The organism is Actinomyces ruminis, assembly GCF_002154335.2.
GTDB classification, from domain to species: domain Bacteria; phylum Actinomycetota; class Actinomycetes; order Actinomycetales; family Actinomycetaceae; genus Actinomyces; species Actinomyces ruminis.
Window position 1 is genome coordinate 13,385 of sequence record NZ_MTPX02000007.1, and the last position, 24,180, is coordinate 37,564.

Consider the following 24,180-nt stretch of genomic DNA (forward strand, 5'->3'; position numbering starts at 1 on the left):
GCCGTGTCATGGGCTGTTCAGCACGCAGTGCCTCCGAAGGTAGTGCTCACGGCCGCCCCGCGGGCCGCGCACCGCACTTTAGCTAAACGTGATGCTCCCGTGCCAGGACGGTGGTCACACCGTAGGCACGCTCACGCCTGCCCATGTTCCCGGCGCTGGCGCTCGTCGCGCTGCATGACATCGTGCACCTCACCGACGAGTTCCTCCAGGATGTCTTCCAAGAAGACCACTCCCAGGGTACTACCGGCCTCGTCCTGTACTCGGCCCAGGTGCGCGCCGGAGCGCTGCATGGCGGCCAGCACGTCCTCAACCTCGTCGCCGGCGTGTACCGGCACCAGGGCCCGCACCCGCCACTGCGGCACCGGCTCGGTGCGGCTGTCGTCCTCTGCGTACAGCACATCCTTCAGGTGCAGGTAGCCGACCACGCCCGCGTCCGCCGCATCGGCATCGAGCTGAGTGCCGCGCAGCACCAGAAAGCGGGAGTAGCCGGTGGTGGCCACCGCGTGCTCGACGTCGTCCGGGGTGAATCCGGCGGGCAGGGTGACCAGGGCATCCACAGGCACCATCACGCTGCCGGCGGTCTCCTCGGAGAACTCCAGGGCACCGGACAGCAGGCCGGTATCGTCGTCGAGAACACCCTCGGCGGTGGAACGCTCCACGATGGAGGCGACCTCGGCGGCGGTGAAGGCGGCCGAGACCTCGTCGCGCGTCTGGATGCCGAACAGATGCAGCACCCCGTTGGCGAAGCGTTCAGGACGGTGATGATGGGGCCCAGCAGCCGGGACAGCCGCACCAGGGCCGGCACCACCCAGCGGGCCGCGGTCTCGGGCGCGGAGATGGACACGTTCTTGGGCACCATTTCCCCGGCCACCACATGGGCGTATACGACCAGTACCAGGGCCAGTACCACGGCGATCGCGTGCGCCCCAGCGCTTCCCGCCCCGAAGCGCTCGAGCAACGGGGTGAGTAGATGAGCAATAGCCGGCTCGGCCACGACGCCCAGCCCGGTGGAACAAACGGTTACGCCCAGCTGGGCGGTGGCGAGCATGCGGGAGACGTGCTGGAGTGCCCACAAAGCGGTGGCTGCGCGCCGGTCACCGGTCTCGGCGAGCGGTTCGAGGCGGGCACGGCGCGAGGAGGTGACCGCAAACTCGGCGGCGACGAAGAACGCGTTGCCGGCCAGCAGCACCACGGTCAGGATCAAGGCGAGAGAGGTGCTCATCACTGCGGCTCCTCTCCCCCGGTGCCGACTTCCGTGCCCCCGACGGGGGTATCCGGGGTGACGAGCGGGTGAATGCGCAGACGGGTTATGCGGCGTCCCGCCATGGCCTCCACGGTGAGCACCGCCTGCGGGGTGGTCACGGCATCGCCGACATCGGGGATGCGGCCGAGCTCGGTCATGAGCAGGCCGGCCAGGGTCTCGTAGGGGCCGTCGTCGGGCACCTGCACGCCCGCCCGGTCGGCAAGTTCGTCGGGGCGCAGCCAGCCGGGAACCAGCCAATCACCGGTGGCGTCGGCATGGGCGCCGGAGCGGCGCCGATCGTGCTCGTCGGCCACATCGCCGACGATCTCCTCAACCGCGTCCTCCAGGGTAACCACGCCAGCGGTGCCCCCGTACTCATCTACCACCAGCGCCATCTGACTGCCGGTGTCGCGCAGTTCTACCAGCAGGGCGGCCAGCGGCATGGTTTCCGGCACCCGGTGGGCGGGAGTCATCAGGGAGGAGGAGGCCACCGGCACCTCCGCGCGTTTGGCGTAGGGAACGGCGATCGCGCGGCGCAGGTGCACGATGCCGAGCACGTCGTCGGCGTCGTCGCCAATAACGGGGAAGCGGGAGTGGCCGGTGGCGCGGGCCAGGTCCACGACGTCGGCGGCCGTGTCCTGCTCGGTCAGGGTGTGCAGGCGGCCACGGTCGGTCATGACGTCGACGGCGGTCAGCCGCCCCACCCCGATGGAGCGGGTCAGCAGCGCCGCGGTGGACACGTCCAGCACCCCCTCCTCGGCGCTGTGCCGCACCAGGGCGGCCAGCTCGGAGGCGGAGCGAGTGCCGCTGATCTCCTCGGCCGGCTCGATCCCCATTCGGTGCAGCACCCGGTTGGCGGTGCCGTTGAGCACCGCGATCACGGGTTTGAGCGCCGCAGTGAAGCCCATCAGAAAGGGGGTGACGGCACGGGCGGCCCGCATGGGGTCGGACAGGGTGGCGTTTTTGGGGATGAGCTCGCCGACCACCATGGAGAAGGCGTTGACGAGGATCAGGGCGGCGGCCGCGGCCACACCGGTGGCAACCGCCTGCGCCAGCCAGGTGGACAGCAGACCGGTTAGCAGCGTGGACAGCGCGGCCTGCATGGTGTAGCCGAGCAGGATGGTGGTCAGGGTGATGCCCACCTGGGCGCCGGAAAGCAGCGTGGACAGGCGGCCCAGAGCTCGACCGACCCGGGCGGCGCCCCGGTCGCCGGCGGCGGCGCGCGTCTCCACGGTGGAGGGATCCAGGGCCACCAGAGAGAACTCTCCGGCTACGAACAGTGCGGTGCCGGCCGTCAGCAGCACGCCGACGGCGATCATCAGCCACTCCCTCACGGGCGGCCTCCCGTGGGCCGCCGGGCCGAATCGGGGTGGGGGTGGTCGGAATCTGAACCGGTGCGTGCGGGGCGCTTGCGCGTCCGGCGAGCGTGTCGTCGCATAGTGCTGGCACGTTATCACCTTCGCGTACCGCCGCGGCGCCCGCGCGGCGCAATGCACACCAGTCGGACGATGGCAGGATGGGCTTAGCAGTTACCTACCAGTGAGGAGCAAACCGGGACCATGGACAACACGAGCCTGTGCTTCATCGGCGACGAACTGGTATCCGGTTACGGGGACGCCCGCGCCCTGGGGTGGACCGGCCGAGTAATGGCACGCACGCTCGCGAGCTCGGCATCATGTGGAACACGCTGGCGGTTCCGGGCGAGACCACGGCGCGACTGGCCGAGCGCTGGCAGGGCGAGGTGGCCCGCCGCACCACGGCCACGGGCGTCAACCGGCTGGTCATCGGTCTGGGCGTGGCGGACGTGCTCGCCGGAGTCTCTCACGCCCGCTCCCGCCTGGCCATCGCGAACGTCCTGGATGCCGCCACCAGCGAGCACCGCTCCTGCTTCGTGGTCGGTCCACCACCGCTGCCGAATGCCGACCCCGACGGCACCGCCGCCCTGTCGCGCGCGGTCGGTGAGGTATGCCAGCGGCGGGGCATCCCGTATGTGGAGACCTTCGAGCCGCTGCGCAATCACGACCAGTGGCTGACCGACGTCATCTCCGGCGGCGGCGGACACCCGGCCCAGGCCGGCTACGGGCTACTGGCCTGGCTGGTGCTCCACCGCGGCTGGTACGAGTGGCTGGGCGTGCCGGCGCCGCGATAAGCACGATCGGCCGGTCACCGCAGCGGTGACCGGCCGATCTTCATTGCTTGGGCGTGCGCCTACAGACTCAGGCGTTGGGACGCTTGCCGTGGTTGGCGCTGTTCTTGGCGCGTGCACGACGCTTCCGACCGCGCTTGCTCATTCCTGCCTCCTCATGTCTGGTGTTTTCTAATCCGCCCCGAGGGGCACGGAACGCCGGGTATCTTCGCACATCGCAGCCGCTCGCTGCCAGCCGGCAAGCCCGCAGCGGCGGTGAATGCGAACACAGACCGCGTGAACGACGGCGCCGCCGGGAGGCTCAGCCGCGCTCAACGCGCTCGGTGCGCACCACCGTGACCCGGGTGGTGGAGACAACCGACGTCGTCGCGGAGCTGATGCGCGCCGCGGACAGATACCCCAGGACGCGGGCGCGCAACGCGGGCGGAGCCTGCTCGGCGCAGCGGGAGCGGACCAAATCGCGCAGGTGCTGCTCGGCGTCGGCCTGGCGGGAGCAGTGCTCGCAGGAGGCGACATGCTCGGCCAGGCGTACCTGCAGGTCCTGGTCAACCTCATGGTCGAGGAAGCGCTCCAAGTGGGTACGGGCCTCGGCGCATGAGCAGGGCTCGATCGGGTTCTTCTCCCCCATTAGTTCTTCTCCTCCGCGCTGATATAGCCCAGCTGGCGGGCATGGTCTGCAAGTAGCTCACGTAGTTGCCGGCGCCCGCGGTGCAGGCGGGACATGACCGTGCCGATGGGAGTGCCCATGATCTCGGCGATCTCCTTGTAGGAGAAGCCCTCGACGTCGGCCAGGTAGACGGCCAGACGACGTTCCTCACTGAGCTCTCCCAGAGCCGCCTTGATCTCATCGTCCGGCAACTCGTCCAACGCCAGGTTCTCGGCGCTGGGCAGCCCGACCGAATCGTGGGAGGCGGCCCGGTGCAGCTGCCAGTCCTCGACCATGTCGGCGTCGGATTGCTGCGGCTCGCGCTGCTTCTTGCGGTAAGTGTTGATGAAGGTGTTGGTCAGGATGCGGTAGAGCCAGGCCTTCAAGTTTGTGCCGGGCCGGTACTGATGAAAGGCGCCGAAGGCGCGGGCGTAGGTGTCCTGCACCAGGTCCTCGGCGTCGGCCGGGTTGCGGGTCATGCGCAAAGCGGCGCCATAGAGCTGGTCCAGATAAGGAAGCGCGTCGGCCTCGAAGCGGGCCGCGCGGGCCTTGGCGGACTCATCGGCCGGGGCACGGTCGAGCTCGTCGGGGGCTGCCTCGGCGGGGGACTGTGCCACGCCAAGTCGGTCCGTGGGGCGGTGATCGTCGGTGTCCGTCATCGACCACGAGCCTATCCCGGTCGCACCAGTAGTGCGCCGCGACTGGGTGGCCCGTGGCAGCGAATTCATCGCGGACACCGGGCCCGGGGCGACGCCAATGCCGGACGTGACCGTGGGGGAAGCGCCCGGGGTGGGACGAGTGTCGGAAGCAATCATCGCCGTCCTAAACGACTTCGTGGGCCCGCACATTCCCGGATATTGTCGCCTGCCACTGGCATCGGGCTCCGTGGTGCGCGAAGATGGGGGCATGGACCTTCTGCGCACCGTTGCCCGCCCGGCGCTTGCCGCTCCCTTCGTTGTCGATGGCATTGATGCCCTTGCCCGACCCAAGCGACACGCGGAGAAATTCGAGAAGGTGCAGCCGGTACTGGAGAAGGCCGGACTGCCGCCGGTACTGCACTCGGACGCCGAGTTGCTCACCCGTTTTAGCGGCGCCGTGAGCGTGTTGGCCGGGTTGGGGCTGGCCACGGGACGGGCGCCGCGCACCTGCGCAGCCGTACTGGCGGCGCTCAACGTTCCACTGACGCTGGTGAACAACCCGGTGTGGGCCGTCAAGGGCCAGGACGCGCGCAAGCAAGCCCTGTCGGGACTGATGCGCTCCGCCGCAATCGGGGCCGGACTGGCCCTGTCCGCGGTGGACCGCGAGGGGCGCCCGTCACTGGCGTGGCAGCGCGAGAACCGACGCCGCGTCGAGACTGCGATTGCCGCCGCCGAGGCGCAGGTACGCGCCCAGTACGAGCCGGCACCGTCGGCCTGAATCCCCCACGCAGCGGAGTCGCGCAGGCCGGACCGCCCACGGCGCCGGGCGCGGCCTGGCGGTTTGGACCGCTTACGTCGGTTCGGACCGCCCACGCGGCACACAACGGCGGTCCAAACGGACTTACGCGGCCCAAACAGGGGATGGCGGTCCAAACGTGCGCGATCGGGGCCAGCCGGCCCGCGAAACCGCCCAGCACCCGGCTGCGACACAAATCGCGGCGGCGCCGCGCTACCCTCAAGGTCGGGAGCCCCACCCGGCCGCTGCCGGAGACACGGGCCAAAACCCAGCCGACCTTACCTTGAAGAACACGAAGGAACACGACCGGTGACCGACCAGAACGCCAACAGCGCCCCCGCCGCGACTCCCGACATCATCTACACGCTGACCGACGAGGCGCCCATGCTGGCGACCCGCTCCCTGCTGCCGATCATCGAGGGATTCACCCGCGCCGCCGACGTAAGCGTGGGCACCGCGGACATCTCCCTGGCGGGCCGCATCCTGGCGGCCTTCGGCCTGGCGGACGACGACCTGGCCCGCCTCGGCGCCCTTACCCAGGAGCCGACCGCCACCATCATCAAGCTCCCCAACGTCTCCGCCTCCCTGCCGCAGCTCAAGGCCGCCATCGCCGAACTGTGCGCCAAGGGCTACGACCTGCCCGAATACCCCGACGAGCCGACCACCGACGCCGAGCGGCAGGTACGCGAGGCGTACGACGCCGTCAAGGGCAGCGCCGTGAACCCCGTGCTGCGCGAGGGCAACTCCGACCGGCGCGCCCCACAGGCCGTCAAGGCCTACGCCCGCAACCACCCGCACTCCATGGGCGCGTGGAGCCCGGACTCCAAGACCCGCGTGGCCACCATGGACGCCGACGACTTCCGCCACAACGAGCGCTCTGTGGTGATTCCCGAGGCCGGCACGGTGCAGATCCGGCTGGTTCCCGCAGACGGCGGCGCGCCCGTGGTGCTGCGTGAGGCACTGCCGGTGACTGCCGGAGAGGTAGTGGACGCCACCTTCATGTCGGCCCGGGCGCTGGATGAGTTCCTGGTGAAGGCCAACGCCGCCGCCAAGGCCGACGACGTGCTGCTGTCGGTGCACCTGAAGGCCACCATGATGAAGGTCTCCGACCCGCTCATCTTCGGGCACGCGGTACGGGCCTTCTTCCCCATGACCTTCAACGCCTACGGCGCTGCCCTCGCGGCGGCCGGCCTGCGCGCAGAGGATGGGCTGGCCTCGATCCTGGCGGGCCTGGATGCCCTGCCCGAGGGTGACCGGATTCGGGCCAGCATCAATGAGGAGCTGGAGCTCGGGCCGCGGCTGAACATGGTGGACTCCACCCGCGGCATCACCAACCTGCACGTGCCCTCCGACGTGATCATCGACGCCTCCATGCCCGCCATGATCCGGGCCGGCGGCAAGCTGTGGGACGCCGACGGCTCCATGGACGACACCCTGGCCGTCATCCCCGACTCCTCCTATGCGGGCGTGTACCAGGCCGTCATCGACGACTGCAAGGCCAACGGCGCCCTGGACCCGCGCACCATGGGCTCGGTGCCGAACGTGGGGCTGATGGCCCGCAAGGCCGAGGAGTACGGCAGCCACGACAAGACCTTCCTGATTCCCGCCGACGGCACCGTCGAGGTGGTCGTCACCGCCGGCACGGGCAACCCGGTGGGCACGGTGCTGCTGTCCCACGACGTCGAGGCCGGGGACATCTGGCGCGCCTGCCAGGCTCAGGACGCGGCCATTCGCGACTGGGTGCACCTGGCCGTGGTGCGGGCCCGCGCCACCGGGGCACCGGCCGTCTTCTGGCTGGACCCCGAGCGCGCCCACGACCGCGCCATCGCCTCCCTGGTGGAGCGCTACCTGGCCGAGGAGGACACCGCCGGCCTGGACATCCGCATCCTGGACCCGGTGGCGGCCACGCGGCTGTCCCTGGAGCGCGCGCGCCGCGGCGAGGACACGATTTCGGTGACCGGGAATGTGCTGCGCGACTACAACACCGACCTGTTCCCCATCCTGGAGGTGGGCACGAGCGCCAAGATGCTGTCGGTGGTGCCGCTGATGAACGGCGGCGGCCTGTATGAGACGGGCGCCGGCGGCTCCGCCCCCAAGCACGTGCGCCAGCTGCTTCAGGAGGACTACCTGCGCTGGGACTCCCTGGGCGAGTTCCTGGCGCTGGCGGAGGCGCTGCGGCACGTGGCGCAGGTGAGCGGGAACGCACGCGCCACGGTGCTGGCCGACGCCTGGACCAGGCCACCACCACCCTGCTGCAGGAGGAGCGCTCCCCCGCCCGCCGCCTGGGCGGCATCGACAACCGCGGCTCTCACGCCTGGCTGGCCCTGTACTGGGCGCGCGAGCTGGCGGCGCAGACGGCAGACGCCGACCTGGCCGCCCGCTTCGCACCCGTGGCCGAGCAGTTGGGCGCGGTCAACGACACCGTGCAGGCCGAGTTGGTGGCCGTGCAGGGGCACCCGGTCGAACTGGGCGGCTACTACCTGCCCGACCCGGCCCTGGCCGACGCCGTCATGCGCCCGAGCGCGGCGCTGAACGCCATCATCGACGCGCTGTGAGCATGGGCACCGCGTCGGCCTGGCCCGCACCGGCCGCCACCGGCCCGCTGGACACCGTCGTGGACCTGCCGGGGTCGAAGTCGCTGACTGCCCGGGCCCTGGTCGCGGCGGCAGTGGCGGAGGGCCCGACGACGCTGCGCGGGGCCCTGCGCTCGCACGACACCGCGCTCATGCGCGCCGCCCTGACGACGCTCGGGGCGCGCTTCGAGGAGCTTCCCGACGAGTCCGGCAGCTGCGCCGACGCCGCGCTGCGGGTCACGCCCGCGCCGCGCCCGTTCCCGACCCGCGCCGACGGCAACGCCGTGGCCCGGATCGACTGCGGCCTGGCCGGCACGGTCATGCGCTTCATCCCGCCGCTGGCCGCGCTGGCCGATGCGCCGGTTCTCTTCGACGGCGACGCCGCCGCCCGCCGTCGCCCGCTGGCCCCACTCCTGGAGGCGCTGGCCGCCCTCGGCGCGAGGTTAAGTACCTGGGTGAGCCCGGCTTCCTGCCGGTGCGGGTCGGTCCCGGCGACGGCGCCCTGCTGCGTCCGGCCGACCCGGCCCGCCCCGAGGCTCCGCACCAAGTGGCCGTTGACGCCTCCGGTTCCTCCCAGTTCCTGTCCGCGCTGCTGCTGGCCGGGTGCCTGCTTCCGGGCGGCCTGGCCATCACTCCCACCGGGCCGGTGCCGTCCCTGCCGCATGTGGCGATGACCGTGGAGTTCCTGCGCGGGCGCGGCGTCACCGTGGACGAGCCGGACGCGGACACCCCGGTGGGCGCGCGCACCTGGACGGTCCACCCGGGCGCTCCGCAGGGCGGCACGCTGGTCATCGAGCCGGACCTGTCCAACGCCGGCCCCTTCCTCGCGGCGGCACTGGTGGCGGGCGGGCGCATCGGGGTGCGCCACTGGCCGGCGCACACCACCCAGGCCGGGGACGCCTGGCGGTGGCTGCTGCCGTGCCTGGGCGGCGCCGTCGAGGAGACTCGTGAGGCGGACGGCTCGCTGACGCTCACCGCCGTCGGCACCGGTAAGCTGCACGGGATCGACGCGGACCTGTCCGCCGTCGGGGAGCTGACCCCCACGGTGGCGGCGCTGGCCGCCCTGGCCTCGGCGCAGGGCCACGCCTCGCGCCTGCGCGGCATCGGCCACCTGCGCGGACACGAGACCGACCGCCTGGCCGCGCTGGAGGCCGAGATCAACCGGGTCGGTGGGAGGGCCCACCAGACCGATGACGGTTTGGAGATCGCCGCCCTGCCCGCCGGGGCGCGTCTGCGCCCGGCCCGGCTGCGCGCCTACGCCGATCACCGGATGGCGACCTTCGCCGCCGTCGTCGGCCTGGGCGTGAAGGGCGTCGAGGTGGATGACATCGCCTGCACCACCAAGACGCTCCCCGACTTCCCCGCCCTGTGGGCCCGCATGCTGGGCCTGCCCTCCTCCGCCTCCCCCACTTCCGGAGACCGGCACTTGTCGCCCACCGAGACCGGCACGAGTGACATACCTAAACCGGTAGCCATGCCGGACGCTGCCGAGGAGGCACGCTGATGGCCCGCCGCGACATCGGCACCGACGATCCGCGCGTGCGGGTGCGCCCCGGCAAGCGGTCGCGCCCGCGCACCAAGCAGCGCCCGGTTCATGCCGACGCCGTGCCCGGGATGGTCACCCGCATCGACCGCGGCCACTACCGGATCCGCCTGGAGGACCCCGCTCTCACCGCCGACGGCACCGGGGACATCACCGCGATGAAGGCCCGCGAGCTGGGACGCGGGAAGGTCGTCGTCGGGGACCGGGTCGCCGTCGTCGGGGACACCTCCGGCCGCAAGGACACCCTCGCCCGCATAGTGCGCGTGGAGGAGCGGCGCACCCTGCTGCGCCGCAGCGCCGAGGACGGGGACGCGGCCGGCACGGAGAAGCCGGTGGTGGCCAACGCCGACCTGCTGGTGATCGTCACCGCCCTGGCGGACCCGCAGCCGCGCCCGCGCATGATCGACCGCTACCTGGTGGCCGCCTACGACGCCGGCATGGAACCGCTGCTGATCCTGACCAAGTCGGACCTGGCCGACGCCGCCCCGCTGCTGGCCCTCTACGAGCCGCTGGGGGTGCGGTCGGTGGCGACGCGGCTGGACCCGTCCAGCCGGGCGGAGGCCACCCGCGCCGGCGGCGACGGCGTGGAGGCGGTGCGCGAGCTGATCGGCGGCCGCACCTCGGTGTTCGTCGGTCACTCGGGGGTGGGCAAGTCGACGCTCATCAACGCGCTCGTGCCCGGGGCGGACCGGGTCACCGGCGAGGTCAATGTGGTCACCGGCCGCGGCCGCCACACCTCCACCAACCTGCAGGCGCTTGAGCTGCCGGGCGGCGGCTGGGTGATCGACACCCCCGGGGTGCGCTCCTTCGGGGTGGCGCACGTGTCCAGCGCCGATGTGCTGCGCGGCTTCCCCGACCTGGCCGAGGTCGCCGAGGACTGTCCACGCGGCTGCACCCATGAAACAGGCGTCATCGAATGCGCCCTGGACGAGTGGGCCGCTGCTGGCGACTTGGAGCCGACCGAGCGGGAGCGGCGGCGCGCCCGTGTCGACTCCTTCCGACGGCTGCTCGCCCCCGCCCTGGAGGCGGAGGATCCGACGAGTCCGCCGGCGCACCGCCGATGAGACCGTACCGCCCCCGCAGCGAGCCGGGGCCGGCACGGATACGTTCGGGCGGGACCTACGGCTGAGCGGCCGCAGCTTTTTCCCGCTGCGCCTCGGCTTCCGGGCGCGACCGCACTCGCGGCAGGAACCAGACGTACCCGGCCAGCAGCGCCAACGTAAGGGAGGCGATGCCCAGAGCCCAAGCCGGTGCTGTCGCCGCACGCAGCCCCAGCGCCGCCCAGCTGCCGACCACCGCGCCGAGCGCACCCGCGGCCTGGCACCGGACCATGTCCTCGACAAAGTCACGTCCGCTGAGCTGCACCTGCCGCTCCCCTATCAGTGCGCTGCCCAGGCCCCACAGGCAGGCCTCCGCGATGACCAGGCCGGCGGCGCCCGCGAGAAGGCTCCCCGCGGGCAGGAGCACGGCGGCGAACAGCAGGGCGAATACACCTGCAAGCGCGCAGCCGGCCACAGTGACGGTCCCCCAGCCACGTTGCGCCCCGCACGCGCGAGCTGGGGTCCCACGGTCGCCCCTATTCCGGTGGCGACGAGCACCCACACGTAGGCCCCGTGCCCGTAGCGCGTGCCGATGAACACGACCACGTAGGTGCCGGCCAGGCTGACGGCGATAGAGCGCAGCAAGATGCTGAGCGGGGACACCAGTGGCCGGGTGATAAAGCCACGCAGCAGCACCAGCGTCGAAAAGCGCAGGCCGCCCTCCTCCTCGGCGTCCTCACTGCCGCCGCCGGCGGTGGCCTCCTCCTCGTAGGCGACGCCGCGCAGGCGCAGAGCCACCGCGGCTATCGACAGGACCAAGTTGATTGCGAGCACCGCCGCAGGCGACAAGGTAGCACCAGCGCGACCAGCAGCAGCGCAACGTCGTATACCTCGCACGCGGTCAGCACCCGGCCCGGCCGCCACCGCGCGACCGCCTTAACCATCAGTGGCGCAAGCAGGTCCTCAATGTTGGTCAGGGTGGAGTAGAAGGCGATCCAGACCGCCGGCAGGGTTGCGGCGACCACCAGTGCGGGTGCGGATCCGGTCACCACCGCCGAGCCCGTGGCCGACAGCACCCACCCGAAGAGCATGGCCTGCCGCGAGCGCCGGACCAGGCGACGCCGCGCAGCTGCCGGTAGCAGGCGATCGCCACCGGGTGCTTCAGCAGTTGGCCGCCGCAAAAACATGCCCTGAACCATATCCGAGTCGACCGTGGCAGATACCCCGTGCCTTGTCGAGGGTCCGGGGCCGGGCCACCGCCGCAGTAAGCCGGGGCCGCGCGAGCGAGGCCGAAGTTCCGGCAATGGCGGGCCAGACGTGGATGACGGTTCCCGTGCTTCCGCTCAGCATGCCGGCTGTCTCCATGAGGCTGCAGATAATGGCTCTCCGCCCGGGCCCGGCGGCGACGAAGGCCCGCGCAGCGAGCACCGTTGGCAGCATGGAGGCAGTGGCGAACCGTCCCTGTGCGACACACCGATCCAGTTCGGCCAGGGACATCTCCGCCAGCTGCACCTGATGTGCACGGGGCCAGCCGGACTGGTCGGGCGTGTGGTGGGTTGAGGTGTCTACTACGCCGGTGGGGCGTTAACAACGCTACTTAACGTTCTGCTGTATATCTCGGAGCCCTTCAGCAGACCGTTAACAGGCGTTGTTAACCCCGAAGTGGCGTTGCAGAAGGCCCCCACACCCGCAAGCACAAAGAGCCCGTCTAATCTCTGGGTGATACTCGTGCCGGTCTCAGCGAGAGGAAAGCAGCCATGGCCCGCGTGTCAACCAGCACCACCACCCCGGTGATCCGCCCCGGTAAGACAGCGGACCTGGATGCTGTGGCCGAACTACTCACCGCGGTGTTCGCCACCGACCCGCTCATGCGCACCATTGCCGCGGCAGCTCCTGACCCGCGGGCGGCCCTGGACCATCTGCATCGCTGTGAGCTGGGCGGCCGCTATCTCTCCCCCGATCCCGCCCGCCGCGCCGGCGCGCACGTGGACCTGGTGACCGACGACGACGCCTGTCTCGGCGAGCGCGTGCTCGGCGTCGCGCTGTGGGACGCCCCTTCCCTCGGCGAGGAAGCAACCAGCGCCTTCGGTCCCGACTTGTCCACCGGTCTCGATCCGAGCCTGCTCGGCGACGCCTGGGACCTGGTGCGACTCGACATCGCCCAGTGCGCGGCCGCCCAGCCGCCCCATCCATACTGGTACCTGTACATGCTCGCCGTCGTTCCCGAGGCCCGCGGCAATGGCACCGGCACCGCACTACTGCGCCACGGTCTTAAACGCGTGGACGCCGACGGCATGACCGCGCATCTGGAATCGACCACGCCTGGCTCGCGACGGCTGTACCAGCGCCTGGGATTCGGCTTGACGGCAACGCTTGCTGCTCCACCGCTGCCGGTCTACTGGGCCATGACCCGCCCCGCATGTCCGCAGCGGTGAGGGACGGCCGAGGACGAGGAAACACATACTGTGTTCAGCCGATCGTTTTCGCGACTTCAGACTTTGACAGACGTTAGCCTGTGCATATGTCCGTCCCAGCGGTGCCTCTTCCCCGCCCCGCATGGACGGACCTGTCTGCGCGGGCCGAACTGTCCCAGGCACGCCGTCGCGTGCTTGAGGAGGTAGAGCACACGCCCCATCCGCTGACGGCGGCCCAGGTGGCCCGGACGCTGAACCTGCACCACAACACGGTGCGCGAGCACCTGGACGCCCTGGCCGAGGCGGGCCTAGTCACCGTGTCCACCAGCTCCACGGGGCGCCGTGGTCGCCCCGCCCTGCGCTATGCGCCGGCCGGACCCGACCCGGCGCAGGTGGTCGGCTCCTATCTGACCCTGCTCGACGCCATTGTCGAGCAACTCGGCGACGGCGAACAGGCCCGGCTCCGGGCGCTGGCGATCGGCCGTCGCTGGGCGCAACTGACGCCCGCCGATCCTTTGGACCCTCCGGCACAGGAAATCCTCTCGGCGGCGCAGCTGACGGCGCTGCTGCCGCATCTGTCCCGCATGGGTTTCGCCCCCGATTTCGACGGCGAGCAGGTGATTCTCAAGGCTTGCCCCTTGATGACTTCATCGCGCCCGCCCCACCCGCTGGTATGCCTCATGCATGAGGGATTCCTCAACGAGCGCTACGCCGGGGCGTCGCCGGATGTCTCAACGGCCGACGGCGCAGCGGCCGTCCCCGTGAAATCGATCCAGTTCTCAGTGGCTCCGCTGTGCGCCGATGGCTGCCATGTCACGGCGGAAACAGCCACGACGAGGTCTGCTCACGACCGCTGACGGCGGTGGTCAAAGCCGCCCAGGTGCGTCTGGTGCCCGCAGCCCCAGCAGCCACATGAGGTACAGCCCGCCGCAGGCCGCGGCCAGCAGCCCGACCGGGATCTGGAAAGGTGCCAGCAGCCGCTGTGCCAGCAGGTCGGCGACCACCAGCAGGGCGGCGCCCATGGCGGCGGACACCCCGAGCGTCAGCCCCGCCGTCCGCGCCAGTCGCCGCGCCAGCTGGGGTGCGGCCAGCGCCAGGAAGCCGATGGGGCCGGACACGGCCACGCATACGGCCGCGAGCACCACCCCGTAGCCGACCATGGCGGCCCGCAGCCGCCCCACGCCGAGCCCGAGGGAGGTGGCGGCGTCGTCGCCCAGCTCGAGGACGGCGGCCGGGCGGCCGAGCCAGATGGCCATGGGGATCAGCACGGCGGCGGCCACCGCCAGGGGACGCACCTGCGCCCAGGTGATGGCGTTCAGGGAGCCGTACTGCCAGGCGCGGGCCACCTCGGCCTGCTGGATGGTGGCGCGCGAGAGCAGGTAGTCGTTGACCGCGGACAGCGTCTGGGACAGGGCGACGCCCGCGAGCACCAGATTCTCGCCGGCGCCCCCGCGGCGCATGGCCACCACGACCACGACGGCGGCGGTCACGAAGCCGCCCACGGTGGTGCCCAGGGCGATGGTGGCGGTGGAGGAGGCCGCGGACACGAGGATGACCAGCAGGCCGCCCGTGGTGGCGCCGGTGGTGAAGCCGACGATGTCGGGGCTGCCCAGCGGGTTGCGCGACAGGCTCTGGAAGAGGGCGCCGGAGACGGCCAGCATGGCGCCGATCAGGACGGCGGCGACCACGCGGGGCAGCCGCTGCCCCAGCACGATGAAGCGGTCGACCCGGTCGCCCTCCCCGGCCAGCACCCGCAGCGTCCGCGACGGACAGCTCGTAGGCGCCGGTCAGCAATGTGTAGACGCCCACGGCCGCCGCGATCGCCACAAGTGCTGCCGCCACGGCCAGGGCCCGACGGCGCGCCAGCAGGCTGCGACCGCCGCCCGGGTGCAGCAGCAGGTTCCCGGCGGGCGGGCCGACGGCGGACCGGGGATTGGAGCAGTCGGAGCCGACGCCGTCGGGCGCTGCCGCCGTCTCCTCCGGAGTCCCGCGAGCGGCGCTGCGACACCAGTTCTGCCTCATCGACGTCCCTCCCCACGCCGCAGCACCATGCCCAGTAGCACGGGGCCGCCGTTGAAGGCGGTGACCACGCCCGCCTCCAGCTCGTCGGGACGGATCAGGACGCGTCCCACGATGTCCGCGGTCAGTAGCAGGATCGGCCCGGCCACCAGGGAGGCGGTCAGGAGCCGCCGCTGGTCGGCGCCCAGCACCAGCCGCAGCACGTGGGGCACCACCAGCCCCACGAAGGAGATGGGGCCGACCGCCGCCGTCGCCGCCCCGCACAACAGGGTGATGGCGAGCAGGGCGAGCGCCCGGGCCCGCCCCAGCCGGGCACCCAGCGCGGTGGCCTGCTCCTCCCCCAGGGCCAGGACGTTGAGGGTGTGCCCGGAGGCGAGGGCGAGGGCGAGCCCGGCTGCGAGGAACGGGGCGACCCAGGCCAGCAGGGCGGCGTCGCGTCCCTCGAGGGCGCCCACCACCCAGAAGCGGTAGGAGTCGAAGGCGCTGGTGTCGTACATGGTTATGGTGCCGGTGATGGCGTTCAGGCTGGCGCCCAGGGCGATGCCGGCCAGCACCAGCCGGGTCGGGCCCGCCTCGGCGGATCGGCGGGCCATGAGCTGGACCAGGGCGGCCGCGAGCGCCGCGCCGGCGAAGGCGAACCAGAGGTGGCCGGACACGGCGGTGATGCCGCCCAGCCAGACGGACAGCACCACCGCCAGGGAGGCGCCGGCATTCACGCCCAGAATGCCGGGATCGGCCAGCGGGTTGCGGGTGAGCGCCTGCATGACCACCCCGGCCACGGCCAGGGCTGCGCCGGTGACGACGGCCAGCGCGGTGCGGGGCAGGCGCAGCCGCCAGACAATGAGGGAGGCGACCGTGTCGTCGTGGGCGCGCAGCCCGTCCCAGGCCTCGGCGAGGCCGAGCGGCCGGGAGCCGACGGCGAGGCTGAGCAGGCATAGGGCGGCCAGTAGGCCGAGGCCGCCCAGCAGCGCCCAGGCGTTCGGGGCGAGGGGACGGACGCCACTTGCACGATGCACAGTTCCTTAGGATAGCCTCACCGCATGAGTTCTCTGTTCTCGCGCCGCACCGCCCTGGGCGTGCTCGGCGCCGCCGTCGCTGTCCCCGTCCTCGCCGCCTGCTCCGGCTCCACGACCTCTACCTCCACCGGCTCCGCATCCGCAGACGCCTCCGCCGCCGCGGATGCGGCCAGTGCCGCCGCTGGCAATGCCACCGTCCCTACCACGATCCCCGACGGCATGGGCTCCGGTCAGGGAGACGACGTCTTCCCCCGCACCGTCACCCACTTCCTGGGCGACACCACCATCGAGGCGTCCCCGCAGCGGGTCGTGATCATCTCCACCGGCCAGCTGGACGCCGCCCTGACGCTGGGTGTCGTGCCGGTCGGTGCCACCTCCGGCGACGGCGCCGGCACCGTCCCCGACTACCTGCCCACCGCCTTCCCCGACGCCGCCGACGCCCTGGCCGAGATCACCGACGTCGGCTCGCGCACCGAGCCGAGCGTGGAGGCCATCGCCGCCCTCTCCCCCGACCTGATCCTGATGAACATCGCCGGTAAGGACGCCGAGTCCCTTTACACCTCCCTGAGCGAGATCGCCCCCACGGTGGCCACACAGGGCACCGGACAGTACTGGAAGCAGGACTTCCTGCTGCTGGCCGACGCCCTGGGCAAGCCGGAGGAGGCCCAGGCCTGGCTGGACACCTTCCACACCGACGCCGCCTCCGCCGGCCAGGGCATCACTGCGGACACCACCATCTCGCTGCTGCGCAAGAACGGGGACCGCACCCGCATCTTCGGGGCCGTCTCCTTCGCCGGCTCGGTGCTGGCGGACATGGGCGTGGCCCGCCCGGACACCCAGACCTTCACCGACGACACCTCTCAGGACATCTCCGAGGAGCAGCTCGACCAGGCCGACGCCGACTGGATCCTGTACGGCGTGCAGGGCGGGGACGAGACCGAGCTGACGAGCATGTCGCTGTGGTCGACGCTGGCGGCGGTGCAGGCCGGTCAGGCCGTGCAGGTTGAGGACGACCCCTTCTACCTCAACGCCGGCCCGACGGCGGCGCGCGTCGTCCTGGATACGGTCAGCCGGACGGTGAAGTGAGCGCGGGCCACGAGCAGTAGCGCGTTTACCGTGGCCGTCACGGTCAAGACCGCCATGGGCGGCAGCACCCCGACCGGGACCGCCCCGGGCCGCAGCGAGTTGCGGGCCCGGGGCGTGTCCCTGTCCTACCACCCTGAGCACCCGGTCATATCCGACCTGAGCGTGCGCGTGCCCCCGGGCGAGGTGACCATGATTGTGGGGCCGAACGCCTGTGGGAAGTCCACGCTGCTGCGGGCCCTCAGCCGGGTGCTCGCCCCCGACTCCGGGCAGGTGCTGCTCGACGGCGAGGACATTGCGAACCTGCGGCCGAAGTCCTTCGCCCGCAGGGTGGGGATGCTGGCCCAGTCGTCGATCGCGCCGGCGGGCATCACCGTGCACGAGCTGGTGGCACGGGGCCGCTACCCCCACCAGTCGCTGCTGCACCAGTGGTCGGTGCACGACGATGCGGCGGTCACGGAGGCGATGGAGCGCACGCAGGTGACCGACCTGGCCCGCAGGCGGGTGGCCTCCCTGTCCGGCGGGCAGCGGCAGCGGGTGTGGATCGCCATGGCGCTGGCCCAGCGCACCGACGTGCTGCTGCTGGACGAGCCCACCACCTACCTGGACCTGGCCCACCAGGTGGAGGTGCTGGAGCTGTGCCGGGAGCTGAACGCCGAGCTCGGCACCACGATCGTGGCGGTGCTGCACGACCTGAATCAGGCGTGCCGCTACGCCGACCGCATCATCGCCATGCGCTCGGGCCGCATTATGGCCAACGGCGCCCCGCGGGAGGTGATCACCCCGGGGCTGGTGCAGGAGGTGTTCGGCCTGGAAGTGCACGTGGCCCCGGACCCGCTCACCGGCACGCCGCTGGTGCTGCCGCTGCCGCGCGGGTGCGACCCCGACAGGGGCGAGCCTGCCGCAGGCTGACGCCAAGAACCACCCGGCATGTTGCCAGGCCCTGGCAATACCTGGCGGACCGGAGCCCGGCGGCCTTAGTCTGGACGGTGACGAACAACCGGCGTGGGCTGTTCGCCCCGCATCATCCCGAATCTAGGAGTATTCGTGACTGCCACTGCCCTGCCCGAGACCATGCGCGCCGTCGTCATGCGCGGCCCCGGCGACGTCGTCGTCGAGGACGTGGAGGTGCCCCGCGTCGTCAAGCCGACCGACGTCGTCATCAAGCTGGCCGCCGCCTGCATCTGCGGCTCCGACCTGTGGCCCTACCGCGGCCTGGAGCCGGTGGAGAACCGGCCCATGGGGCACGAGTACGTGGGCACCATCGTGGAGGCGGGCGAGGAGGTCAAGACCCTCAAGGTCGGCGACTTCGTGATCGGCTCCTTCATGCTCTCGGACGGCACCTGCGAGATCTGCCAGGCCGGGTACCCGTCCCGCTGCGCCAACGCCGGCCACTACACCGGCTCCCAGGCGCAGTACATGCGCGTGGAACTGGCCGACGGCTCGCTCGTGGCCGTGCCCGGCGGAATGCCGGACGACCCCGACCGCATCGCCGACTACCTGGCCGCCTCCGACGTGCTGGGTACCGGCTGGTTCGCCGCGGTGGCCGCCGAGGCCGGCCCGGGCAAGACCATCGCCGTGGTCGGCGACGGCGCGGTGGGCCTGTCCGCCGTGCTGGCCGCCAAGACGCTCGGCGCCGAGAGGGTCATCGCCTTCTCCCGGCACGAGGACCGTGCCGCCCTGGCCCGCGAGTACGGCGCCGACGTCGTCATCGCCGAGCGCGGCGAGGAGGGCGCCGCCAAGGTCAAGGAGCTGACCGGCGGCTACGGCGCCCACGGCGTGGTCGAGGCGGTCGGCAACCAGGTCTCCATGGACCAGGCCATCGCCTCCTGCCGCCCCGGCGGCTATGTCGGCTTCGTGGGCGTGAGCCACGACCAGCAGATTGACGGCTTCAACCTGTTCTTCTCCCAGGTGCACCTGCACGGCGGCCCCGCCCCGGTGCGCCGCTTCCTGCCCGACCTGATCAAGCGCATCCAGGCCGACGAGATCCACCCCGGCAGGTCTTCACCTCCCGCATTCCGCTCGACGCCGCCGCCGAGGGCTACAGGGCCATGGACGAGCGCCGCGAGATCAAGGTCCTGCTCGAGGTCTGAGCCGCTCCCGCAGTACGGCGCGCGCGCCCGTCTCTTTCCACCATCGGTGACGACGTGTGGATCGGGGCGGGCGCCGTCGTCTGCCCGGGGGTGAGCATCGGGGTCGGCGCGATCGTCGCCGCCGGGGCGGTGGTAGCCCGGGACGTGCCCGCGGGCGTTGTGGTGGGCGGTGTGCCCGCCCGGGTGCTGCGCGAGGTGAAGACGTCGGACTAGCGGCGACCAGACCTCCCGCCGCTCCCTGCATCCCGCTCATCCGAGAACAAGTCCTTGCAGACGCGGAGACTCCTCATGCAGCGGCCTGACCGTACGCAGCCACTCGATCAGGTGAAACACCACCACGGCCCCTGTCTACGAGTCACTTGATACAGAACCCCACAGGCGGCAGTTTCTTGTTATTCAAGCACTGTAAGAGACTAGAGGGTGCCACTACATAGGAAACAGCGCCACTTTCACCCATAAGCCGTTCACCATTCGAGACCGACACAGGCGAGGACATCGAACATACAATGAGTGCCACACTGACAAACATGGCAAAAACGCTTGAACGCACGGACATGCTTACCCTTCCCTCTGCACGAGATGACGAAACCATCATTCCTGCCATGCGCCGAAAACGCTATACCACGTAAGTCGACACTAGTCAGCGACTTTAGTAGCACACCTCAATCGAAATTCACGCCCAAAGTAGTAGACACCTCACCGAACGATCGCCAATTACTCCAATAGCCCTATTTTGAAACCTGCTGCGCGGTGTGCAGAGGTACTGTGAAGACCACTGTCCAGCGCCCCCCACCCCGGTTCGTAATAAACTCACCACCAAGGGCCTCCACTCGGAGGCGCGCCCCTTCTAAACCGACCCCAGACGAAAGCGCCTTGTCCTTCGAGCGGTTTGCATCAACAGAATTCGTCACCATACACTCGAGCACATCGCCATTAACCTCGGCCACTACCCGCGCGCAACCATTGACAGAAGTGTATTTCGCCGCATTGCTTACAAGCTCTCCAATCACGCGAACCACCTGCTGTCGCGTACCCGGAGTGAAGACTCCATCCTCGTCAAACAGATCGACTCCCTCCGCCTCCAAGGAAGCTTGGCGCCCCGCCAATACACGTCTAGTATCGTCGAGCACTTGGATGACGGGACGCGGCGGCACAACAGACAAGAGCGCCAAAGCAGCATCATTATCAGTCGCATTCATGCTCCGCAGACTGCGCCGCAACTGGGCCGCGGCTGTACGCACAGGTTCGATCACTCCGTTCAACTCACGAGCCAGATCACTATCGTCCGGACGAGCGATTTTCAAACGCTCTGCAGCCATCACCGCATACGCTAGATCATTAGCAACCGTGTCGTGAAGCTCAGACATAAGAAGCGTCGTTGTCGCGCGAGCAGTTTACGCCGCTGCCGCGACACATCAATGGCTCGTTTGCGCTGATGACGCAACAACTCTCCAAATATGACACACGGAACACCGATTATCGCTATCCAGACTAAAGATGCACCGAATACTTCCTGCCTGGTGTCATAGTAGACAATAACCGCTACAGCAGCAGCTATATAGCCATACACCAATTGCCGCGACAACCCGCGCGCAAGAAGCATAGCCGCAGCACCCCAGACAGCCATCGATGGGATTACCCCGGTAGTTTGCGGAACCGCCGAAGCGACCCACATCACTACAAAACTCGCCCCGGCGCCCAGACCAAATATGACCGAAGTGAGAGGCAATGCCAATAACGCTACAACCGTCAATACAATAGCCGTTGTCTCGAGAGGCGTACCTAGATAAGGCGATAGAACTATCAGAAACACGGCCACACCGAGGTGCAGCAGGTGCGTTCGGGCCGTTGGACGCCACAGATCCGGGTCATCTTGATCAGGAAGCGGAGATGAGCGCGACAGCAATGAGAGGGACGAACGTAGCGAAGAGAACAGGGACGAACGTAGCGAAGAGAACACAGACACGGCAACAGCTCCCGACGGGAACGGGTTCGGGCTTAAGCTTAGGGCATGCCTAGCCCTGATGCACTTCCGACGGAGGGAGCCGGCGACGCCCCCATCCGGGTGGTCGTGGTGGACAACGACGTGTACGTCCTGCACGCACTACGCAACTACCTGGAGAGCGCGCCCCAGATCGAGTTGCTGCACGTCTTCGAGTCCGCCACGGATGCGCTTCGGTTCCTGCGCGGCAGGCGCGTAGACGTTGTGCTCACCGATGTACGGATGCCCGGCATGGACGGCCTCGAGCTGCTGTCGCGCATCAAGCAGGAGTCTCCAGAGATAGCCGTGGTGGTCCTAACCGGCTTCGACGATGACACTGCCATGTTGACTGCACTTACGCAGCACGCCAACGGCTTCCTGTACAAGACCGCGGAGCCGGACGACGTCGTCCGCGCCATCGTCGCCGCGCACCAGGGCGGCACCGCCATCTCCCCGGACGCTGCCTCCAGACTGGTCGCCGAGCATCTGCGCCCGGTGCGGCAAGGGCATGCTCCCGACGGCGTTACTCCTGCTGAGCAGAACGTCTTGGACCTACTGTGCGAGGGCATGTCCAACGCAGAGATCGCGGAGAAGCTGTTCATCGCCGAGAGCACCGTCAAACGCCACGTGTCAAGTCTGATGCACAAGTACGGCGTGGACTCACGCCTCAGGCTCGTAATCGAAGCCACCAAGGCTCAACAGTAGCCTGGAGCTCGGTCACCACCTCGCGAATCTGCCCAGTCGAAGGGTCCCGGAGCCGTACCAGGTGTTGCCTCCGGCTGCCCGGTCCTGGCACAGCAGTTCGCTGTCCTGCGCGGGACAGCCGATCGGTGAGGCCAGGGCCAGCAGCTTGTTTCCCGCTCGGGAGGCGGGCGTACCGCGTGCGATCAGTATGGCCGCGGCCGCAGCCACTTGTGGAGCGGCATATGAGGTGCCGCACACGTACCAGTAATAGCGGCACGTGTCGGTGCGCTGGTCGCATTCGGCGATGACCTCCGGGGACGTGGAACTGCCGTCTTCGGCGAGAACGCCGGCATCGCGGAGCAGCCCCTGGGGAACAGTGGTCAGGATGGCCGTATCCTGCCCATGCGGCACCCCGTCTTCGTCGTACCAGAGCGGCTCGCCGCCGGGAGCGACGATATCCACGGCCTGGCCGATGTTGGCGTAGCTGGCACGCTCGCCCGTAGCGTTGGCCGCGCCCACAGTAATGACGGCATCGGACTGGGCAGGCATGGTGACGCAGCTGTCGTTGACCTCGCGTGGTCCCTGCCCGGAATAGCCGGAACTGAACCAGTCAGCGGTGCCGTGGTCCAGATCGAAGCCCTCGTTGCCGGCTGCCGCGATGAGGATGGTCCCGTGAGCCGCCGCATAGTCGAGCGCGGACTCGATCTCCTCCAGATCGGCGGCCTGTTGGGCGCGTTCCTCGGCGGTGTCGCCCGGGGCGTCTGTGCAGTATCGGAACCACGGGTCGGTGGTGAAGGCCATGACCAGTATGTCCAGTTCGGTGTCAGCCCCGTAGCGGATCGCTTGGGATACGGCCTCGGTGGAGAAACTGCCGGTGGCGTCGCCCGCCTTCAGACTGACCAGGTCAACTCCGGGTGCTGCCCCACCGATGCCGCGGCCGTCCCGTGCCGCCGCGATGATGCCGGCGACGCCGGTACCGTGCCCGAGCGGATCCACTCCGGGATCGGCACAGTCGGGGTCCATGCTGCAAGCCTGGTCCGGCAGGAAGGAGCGGCTGTCCTCGGTGTTGTAGGCGGCGGCCAGTTCCGGGTGGGTGGCGTCGACGCCTGTGTCAATGATCCCCACCGATACTCCGGCGCGTCCCAGGGCCGGGTGCCGCGTTCGTTCCAGTTCAGGTACCACTGCTGGGATGCCAGCGGCTCCGCACGCCGGTATTCGGTCCGCGGCGTGGCCGAGGCGAGCGGCATAATTTCCAGCGCCAACACGAGCGAGATCACGGCGGACATGAGGCTGCCGCCCGACCGGCGCCTCGGGAGCGACAGCGGCAGCGGTGAATTGGCCGTCACCATCGGGCGACCTTTTCATACAGCTGTCGCACGGGCGCGGTGGTCAGTGCGACCTCGCCATTGTGCTCGATCCACGACAGGAATCCGGCCTCGCCACTGTAGGGTGCACGTTCCCTACCGATCACCAGGTCAATGATGTGGCCCTGGCGTCTGGCGGCGAGGACGACGGCGGCGTCGCGTTCCACGTCCCCGACGAGTTCGCGTCCTTCCTTCTGCAGCAGATCGCGTAGGCGCAGCAGTGTCGCTTCAACCTGTTCCAGGGATTCATGGGAGGACTCACCGGTGCGGGGTATCCAGTCCTGCATGCCTGCTTCCTCCCGGGAGGAGCGGACGGTGCGGACGGCGGCCTTGAGCTCGGATCGCATGCTGCGGTTCATAATGTTTACTGTCCTTCAGAGTCAGAGGTTGTTCGGTGTTGTAGGTACGCGGTTTGGCTGAAGCTCTGGGAGCTGACGCCTGACTCACCAGCCCGTTCGGACATCCATTCGGCTTCGAGCCTGCACTGCTCCAGGATCGACTGCCTGGCAGCGAAGACGTGCCCCTCTCCGCCGAAGACGGCGAGGGTGGCGTCGGCGCCATACAGCGTCAGGTTCTCGTAAAGGATCTGGGACTGGCGGGGGGTGGTAGCGGAGTTCTCATCGTCGCCGCCGCAGGTGATCAGGAACGGTATGCCCCGGTGTGCGTGCGCTCGTGAGACCACGCTCATCAGGCGGTACAGATCGGGGGCGGAGGCGACGGTGCGCCGGTCGTGCTCGAATCCGCCGGGAGTGGCGTAGCGGTCGTAGGCACCACTGCGCAGGATCGCTCCGGCAGGAGACACCAGGTCACGGAGCACGGCCACGGCGGCCAGCGCAGCCCCGAAGCTATGGCCTCCGAGGAACGGTGTGCCGGTATTGCCGGGGAGCGTCTCGGCGATCAC

At 69.7% G+C, this 24,180-nt stretch carries 20 protein-coding genes and 6 pseudogenes; 12 read left to right on the forward strand and 14 right to left on the reverse strand.

Going from position 1 to position 24,180, the window contains the following annotated elements; all coding sequences use genetic code 11:
- Window positions 1-131: 131 nt before the first annotated feature.
- Together BW737_RS00640 and BW737_RS00645 are read right to left on the reverse strand one after the other, a co-directional pair.
- A pseudogene (locus tag BW737_RS00640) lies at window positions 132-1,222 on the reverse strand (hemolysin family protein).
- Window positions 1,222-2,577: a hemolysin family protein gene (locus BW737_RS00645; protein WP_180271961.1), complete on the reverse strand. Its 1,356-nt coding sequence runs from the start codon at window positions 2,575-2,577 to the stop codon at window positions 1,222-1,224. The pseudogene BW737_RS00640 and the gene BW737_RS00645 overlap by 1 nt, the downstream one beginning before the upstream one ends.
- A gap of 225 nt (window positions 2,578-2,802) precedes the next feature.
- Here BW737_RS00645 and BW737_RS00650 point away from each other — a divergent pair.
- Window positions 2,803-3,392 (forward strand): annotated as a pseudogene (locus tag BW737_RS00650) (GDSL-type esterase/lipase family protein).
- 67 nt (window positions 3,393-3,459) lie between these two features.
- Here BW737_RS00650 and BW737_RS19690 read toward each other — a convergent pair.
- From BW737_RS19690 to BW737_RS00660, 3 genes are all read right to left on the reverse strand, one after another.
- On the reverse strand, window positions 3,460-3,534 hold the full coding sequence (locus BW737_RS19690; protein WP_395994430.1) for a 50S ribosomal protein bL37: 75 nt from the start codon (window positions 3,532-3,534) through the stop codon (window positions 3,460-3,462).
- 156 nt (window positions 3,535-3,690) lie between these two features.
- Complete coding sequence (gene rsrA / locus BW737_RS00655; RefSeq protein WP_086615384.1) at window positions 3,691-4,017, reverse strand: mycothiol system anti-sigma-R factor; 327 nt, start codon at window positions 4,015-4,017, stop codon at window positions 3,691-3,693.
- A complete protein-coding gene (locus BW737_RS00660) occupies window positions 4,017-4,694 on the reverse strand; it encodes a sigma-70 family RNA polymerase sigma factor (RefSeq protein ID WP_099330315.1) in 678 nt (225 codons plus the stop codon). Before BW737_RS00660 ends, rsrA begins: the two co-directional genes overlap by 1 nt.
- A gap of 247 nt (window positions 4,695-4,941) precedes the next feature.
- Between BW737_RS00660 and BW737_RS00665 the strand changes: the two genes are divergently transcribed.
- The 4 genes and pseudogenes from BW737_RS00665 to rsgA all read left to right on the forward strand — a co-directional run bounded on the left by BW737_RS00665 (window position 4,942) and on the right by rsgA (window position 10,649).
- Window positions 4,942-5,451 carry a DoxX family membrane protein gene (locus BW737_RS00665; RefSeq protein ID WP_086615410.1) on the forward strand — a complete coding sequence of 170 codons (510 nt, stop codon included), beginning with the start codon at window positions 4,942-4,944 and terminating at the stop codon, window positions 5,449-5,451.
- 402 nt (window positions 5,452-5,853) lie between these two features.
- Window positions 5,854-8,024: pseudogene (locus tag BW737_RS00670) on the forward strand (NADP-dependent isocitrate dehydrogenase).
- A 2-nt stretch (window positions 8,025-8,026) separates the two neighbouring features.
- Window positions 8,027-9,546, forward strand: a pseudogene (gene aroA, locus BW737_RS00680) (3-phosphoshikimate 1-carboxyvinyltransferase).
- Window positions 9,546-10,649 (forward strand): ribosome small subunit-dependent GTPase A, encoded by a 1,104-nt coding sequence (gene rsgA, locus BW737_RS00685; RefSeq protein ID WP_086615387.1) that lies wholly within the window; start codon window positions 9,546-9,548, stop codon window positions 10,647-10,649. The pseudogene aroA and the gene rsgA overlap by 1 nt, the downstream one beginning before the upstream one ends.
- A 55-nt stretch (window positions 10,650-10,704) precedes the next feature.
- Here the strand turns inward: rsgA and BW737_RS15855 are convergent, their stop codons facing one another.
- Genes BW737_RS15855 through BW737_RS00700 form a run of 3 tightly spaced genes read right to left on the reverse strand, consistent with a single transcriptional unit; the run spans window position 10,705 to window position 11,716 of the window.
- Window positions 10,705-10,917, reverse strand: coding sequence for a hypothetical protein (locus tag BW737_RS15855; protein WP_180271962.1), 213 nt, complete (start codon window positions 10,915-10,917; stop codon window positions 10,705-10,707).
- A 47-nt stretch (window positions 10,918-10,964) separates the two neighbouring features.
- On the reverse strand, window positions 10,965-11,459 hold the full coding sequence (locus BW737_RS00695; protein WP_143233204.1) for an MFS transporter: 495 nt from the start codon (window positions 11,457-11,459) through the stop codon (window positions 10,965-10,967).
- Complete coding sequence (locus BW737_RS00700) at window positions 11,429-11,716, reverse strand: hypothetical protein (protein ID WP_086615390.1); 288 nt, start codon at window positions 11,714-11,716, stop codon at window positions 11,429-11,431. Before BW737_RS00700 ends, BW737_RS00695 begins: the two co-directional genes overlap by 31 nt.
- Window positions 11,717-12,382: 666 nt before the next feature.
- Between BW737_RS00700 and BW737_RS00710 the strand changes: the two genes are divergently transcribed.
- Together BW737_RS00710 and BW737_RS00715 are read left to right on the forward strand one after the other, a co-directional pair.
- Entirely contained in the window at window positions 12,383-13,060 is a 678-nt protein-coding gene (locus BW737_RS00710; protein ID WP_086615392.1) for a GNAT family N-acetyltransferase, read from the forward strand.
- An 86-nt stretch (window positions 13,061-13,146) separates the two neighbouring features.
- On the forward strand, window positions 13,147-13,896 hold the full coding sequence (locus BW737_RS00715) for a helix-turn-helix transcriptional regulator (RefSeq protein ID WP_086615393.1): 750 nt from the start codon (window positions 13,147-13,149) through the stop codon (window positions 13,894-13,896).
- A 9-nt stretch (window positions 13,897-13,905) separates the two neighbouring features.
- Here the strand turns inward: BW737_RS00715 and BW737_RS00720 are convergent.
- Window positions 13,906-14,938: pseudogene (locus BW737_RS00720) on the reverse strand (FecCD family ABC transporter permease).
- A gap of 119 nt (window positions 14,939-15,057) precedes the next feature.
- Window positions 15,058-16,026, reverse strand: coding sequence for a FecCD family ABC transporter permease (locus tag BW737_RS00725; protein WP_257210315.1), 969 nt, complete (start codon window positions 16,024-16,026; stop codon window positions 15,058-15,060).
- A gap of 72 nt (window positions 16,027-16,098) precedes the next feature.
- Between BW737_RS00725 and BW737_RS00730 the strand changes: the two genes are divergently transcribed.
- The 4 genes and pseudogenes from BW737_RS00730 (at window position 16,099) to BW737_RS00745 (ending at window position 19,463) form a co-directional block, all read left to right on the forward strand.
- Window positions 16,099-17,160: an ABC transporter substrate-binding protein gene (locus BW737_RS00730; RefSeq protein ID WP_086615395.1), complete on the forward strand. Its 1,062-nt coding sequence runs from the start codon at window positions 16,099-16,101 to the stop codon at window positions 17,158-17,160.
- Between the two features lie 54 nt (window positions 17,161-17,214).
- Complete coding sequence (locus BW737_RS00735; protein ID WP_086615411.1) at window positions 17,215-18,069, forward strand: ABC transporter ATP-binding protein; 855 nt, start codon at window positions 17,215-17,217, stop codon at window positions 18,067-18,069.
- Between the two features lie 162 nt (window positions 18,070-18,231).
- Window positions 18,232-19,250, forward strand: a pseudogene (locus BW737_RS00740) (zinc-binding dehydrogenase).
- A 54-nt stretch (window positions 19,251-19,304) separates the two neighbouring features.
- The gene (locus BW737_RS00745; protein WP_276567333.1) at window positions 19,305-19,463 is read left to right on the forward strand and encodes a hypothetical protein; all 159 of its coding nucleotides are present in this window, start codon (window positions 19,305-19,307) and stop codon (window positions 19,461-19,463) included.
- Window positions 19,464-19,978: 515 nt separating this feature from the next.
- Here BW737_RS00745 and BW737_RS00750 read toward each other — a convergent pair.
- Complete coding sequence (locus tag BW737_RS00750) at window positions 19,979-20,617, reverse strand: sensor histidine kinase (protein ID WP_086615397.1); 639 nt, start codon at window positions 20,615-20,617, stop codon at window positions 19,979-19,981.
- A 644-nt stretch (window positions 20,618-21,261) separates the two neighbouring features.
- Between BW737_RS00750 and BW737_RS00755 the strand changes: the two genes are divergently transcribed.
- Window positions 21,262-21,936, forward strand: coding sequence for a response regulator (locus BW737_RS00755; RefSeq protein WP_086615398.1), 675 nt, complete (start codon window positions 21,262-21,264; stop codon window positions 21,934-21,936).
- 12 nt (window positions 21,937-21,948) lie between these two features.
- On the opposite strand, the gene BW737_RS00760 is transcribed toward BW737_RS00755, so the two are convergent.
- From BW737_RS00760 to BW737_RS17215, 3 genes are all read right to left on the reverse strand, one after another.
- Entirely contained in the window at window positions 21,949-23,040 is a 1,092-nt protein-coding gene (locus BW737_RS00760; RefSeq protein WP_180271963.1) for a S8 family peptidase, read from the reverse strand.
- Window positions 23,041-23,257: 217 nt separating this feature from the next.
- Window positions 23,258-23,626, reverse strand: a complete 369-nt coding sequence (locus BW737_RS00765) for a hypothetical protein (RefSeq protein ID WP_257210308.1) — start codon at window positions 23,624-23,626, stop codon at window positions 23,258-23,260.
- Window positions 23,627-23,643: 17 nt separating this feature from the next.
- Window positions 23,644-24,180, reverse strand: coding sequence for an alpha/beta hydrolase family protein (locus BW737_RS17215; protein ID WP_257210309.1), 537 nt, complete (start codon window positions 24,178-24,180; stop codon window positions 23,644-23,646).

Coding starts and splice junctions, on each gene's coding strand:
- rsrA (WP_086615384.1), bottom strand. CDS start 4,017: ATGGGGGAGAAGAACCCGATCGAGCCCTGCTCATGCGCCGAGGCCCGT.
- BW737_RS00660 (WP_099330315.1), bottom strand. CDS start 4,694: ATGACGGACACCGACGATCACCGCCCCACGGACCGACTTGGCGTGGCA.
- BW737_RS00665 (WP_086615410.1), top strand. CDS start 4,942: ATGGACCTTCTGCGCACCGTTGCCCGCCCGGCGCTTGCCGCTCCCTTC.
- rsgA (WP_086615387.1), top strand. CDS start 9,546: ATGGCCCGCCGCGACATCGGCACCGACGATCCGCGCGTGCGGGTGCGC.
- BW737_RS15855 (WP_180271962.1), bottom strand. CDS start 10,917: ATGGTCCGGTGCCAGGCCGCGGGTGCGCTCGGCGCGGTGGTCGGCAGC.
- BW737_RS00700 (WP_086615390.1), bottom strand. CDS start 11,716: ATGCTCTTCGGGTGGGTGCTGTCGGCCACGGGCTCGGCGGTGGTGACC.
- BW737_RS00710 (WP_086615392.1), top strand. CDS start 12,383: ATGGCCCGCGTGTCAACCAGCACCACCACCCCGGTGATCCGCCCCGGT.
- BW737_RS00715 (WP_086615393.1), top strand. CDS start 13,147: ATGTCCGTCCCAGCGGTGCCTCTTCCCCGCCCCGCATGGACGGACCTG.
- BW737_RS00730 (WP_086615395.1), top strand. CDS start 16,099: ATGAGTTCTCTGTTCTCGCGCCGCACCGCCCTGGGCGTGCTCGGCGCC.
- BW737_RS00735 (WP_086615411.1), top strand. CDS start 17,215: ATGGGCGGCAGCACCCCGACCGGGACCGCCCCGGGCCGCAGCGAGTTG.
- BW737_RS00750 (WP_086615397.1), bottom strand. CDS start 20,617: ATGTCTGAGCTTCACGACACGGTTGCTAATGATCTAGCGTATGCGGTG.
- BW737_RS00755 (WP_086615398.1), top strand. CDS start 21,262: ATGCCTAGCCCTGATGCACTTCCGACGGAGGGAGCCGGCGACGCCCCC.
- BW737_RS00765 (WP_257210308.1), bottom strand. CDS start 23,626: ATGCGATCCGAGCTCAAGGCCGCCGTCCGCACCGTCCGCTCCTCCCGG.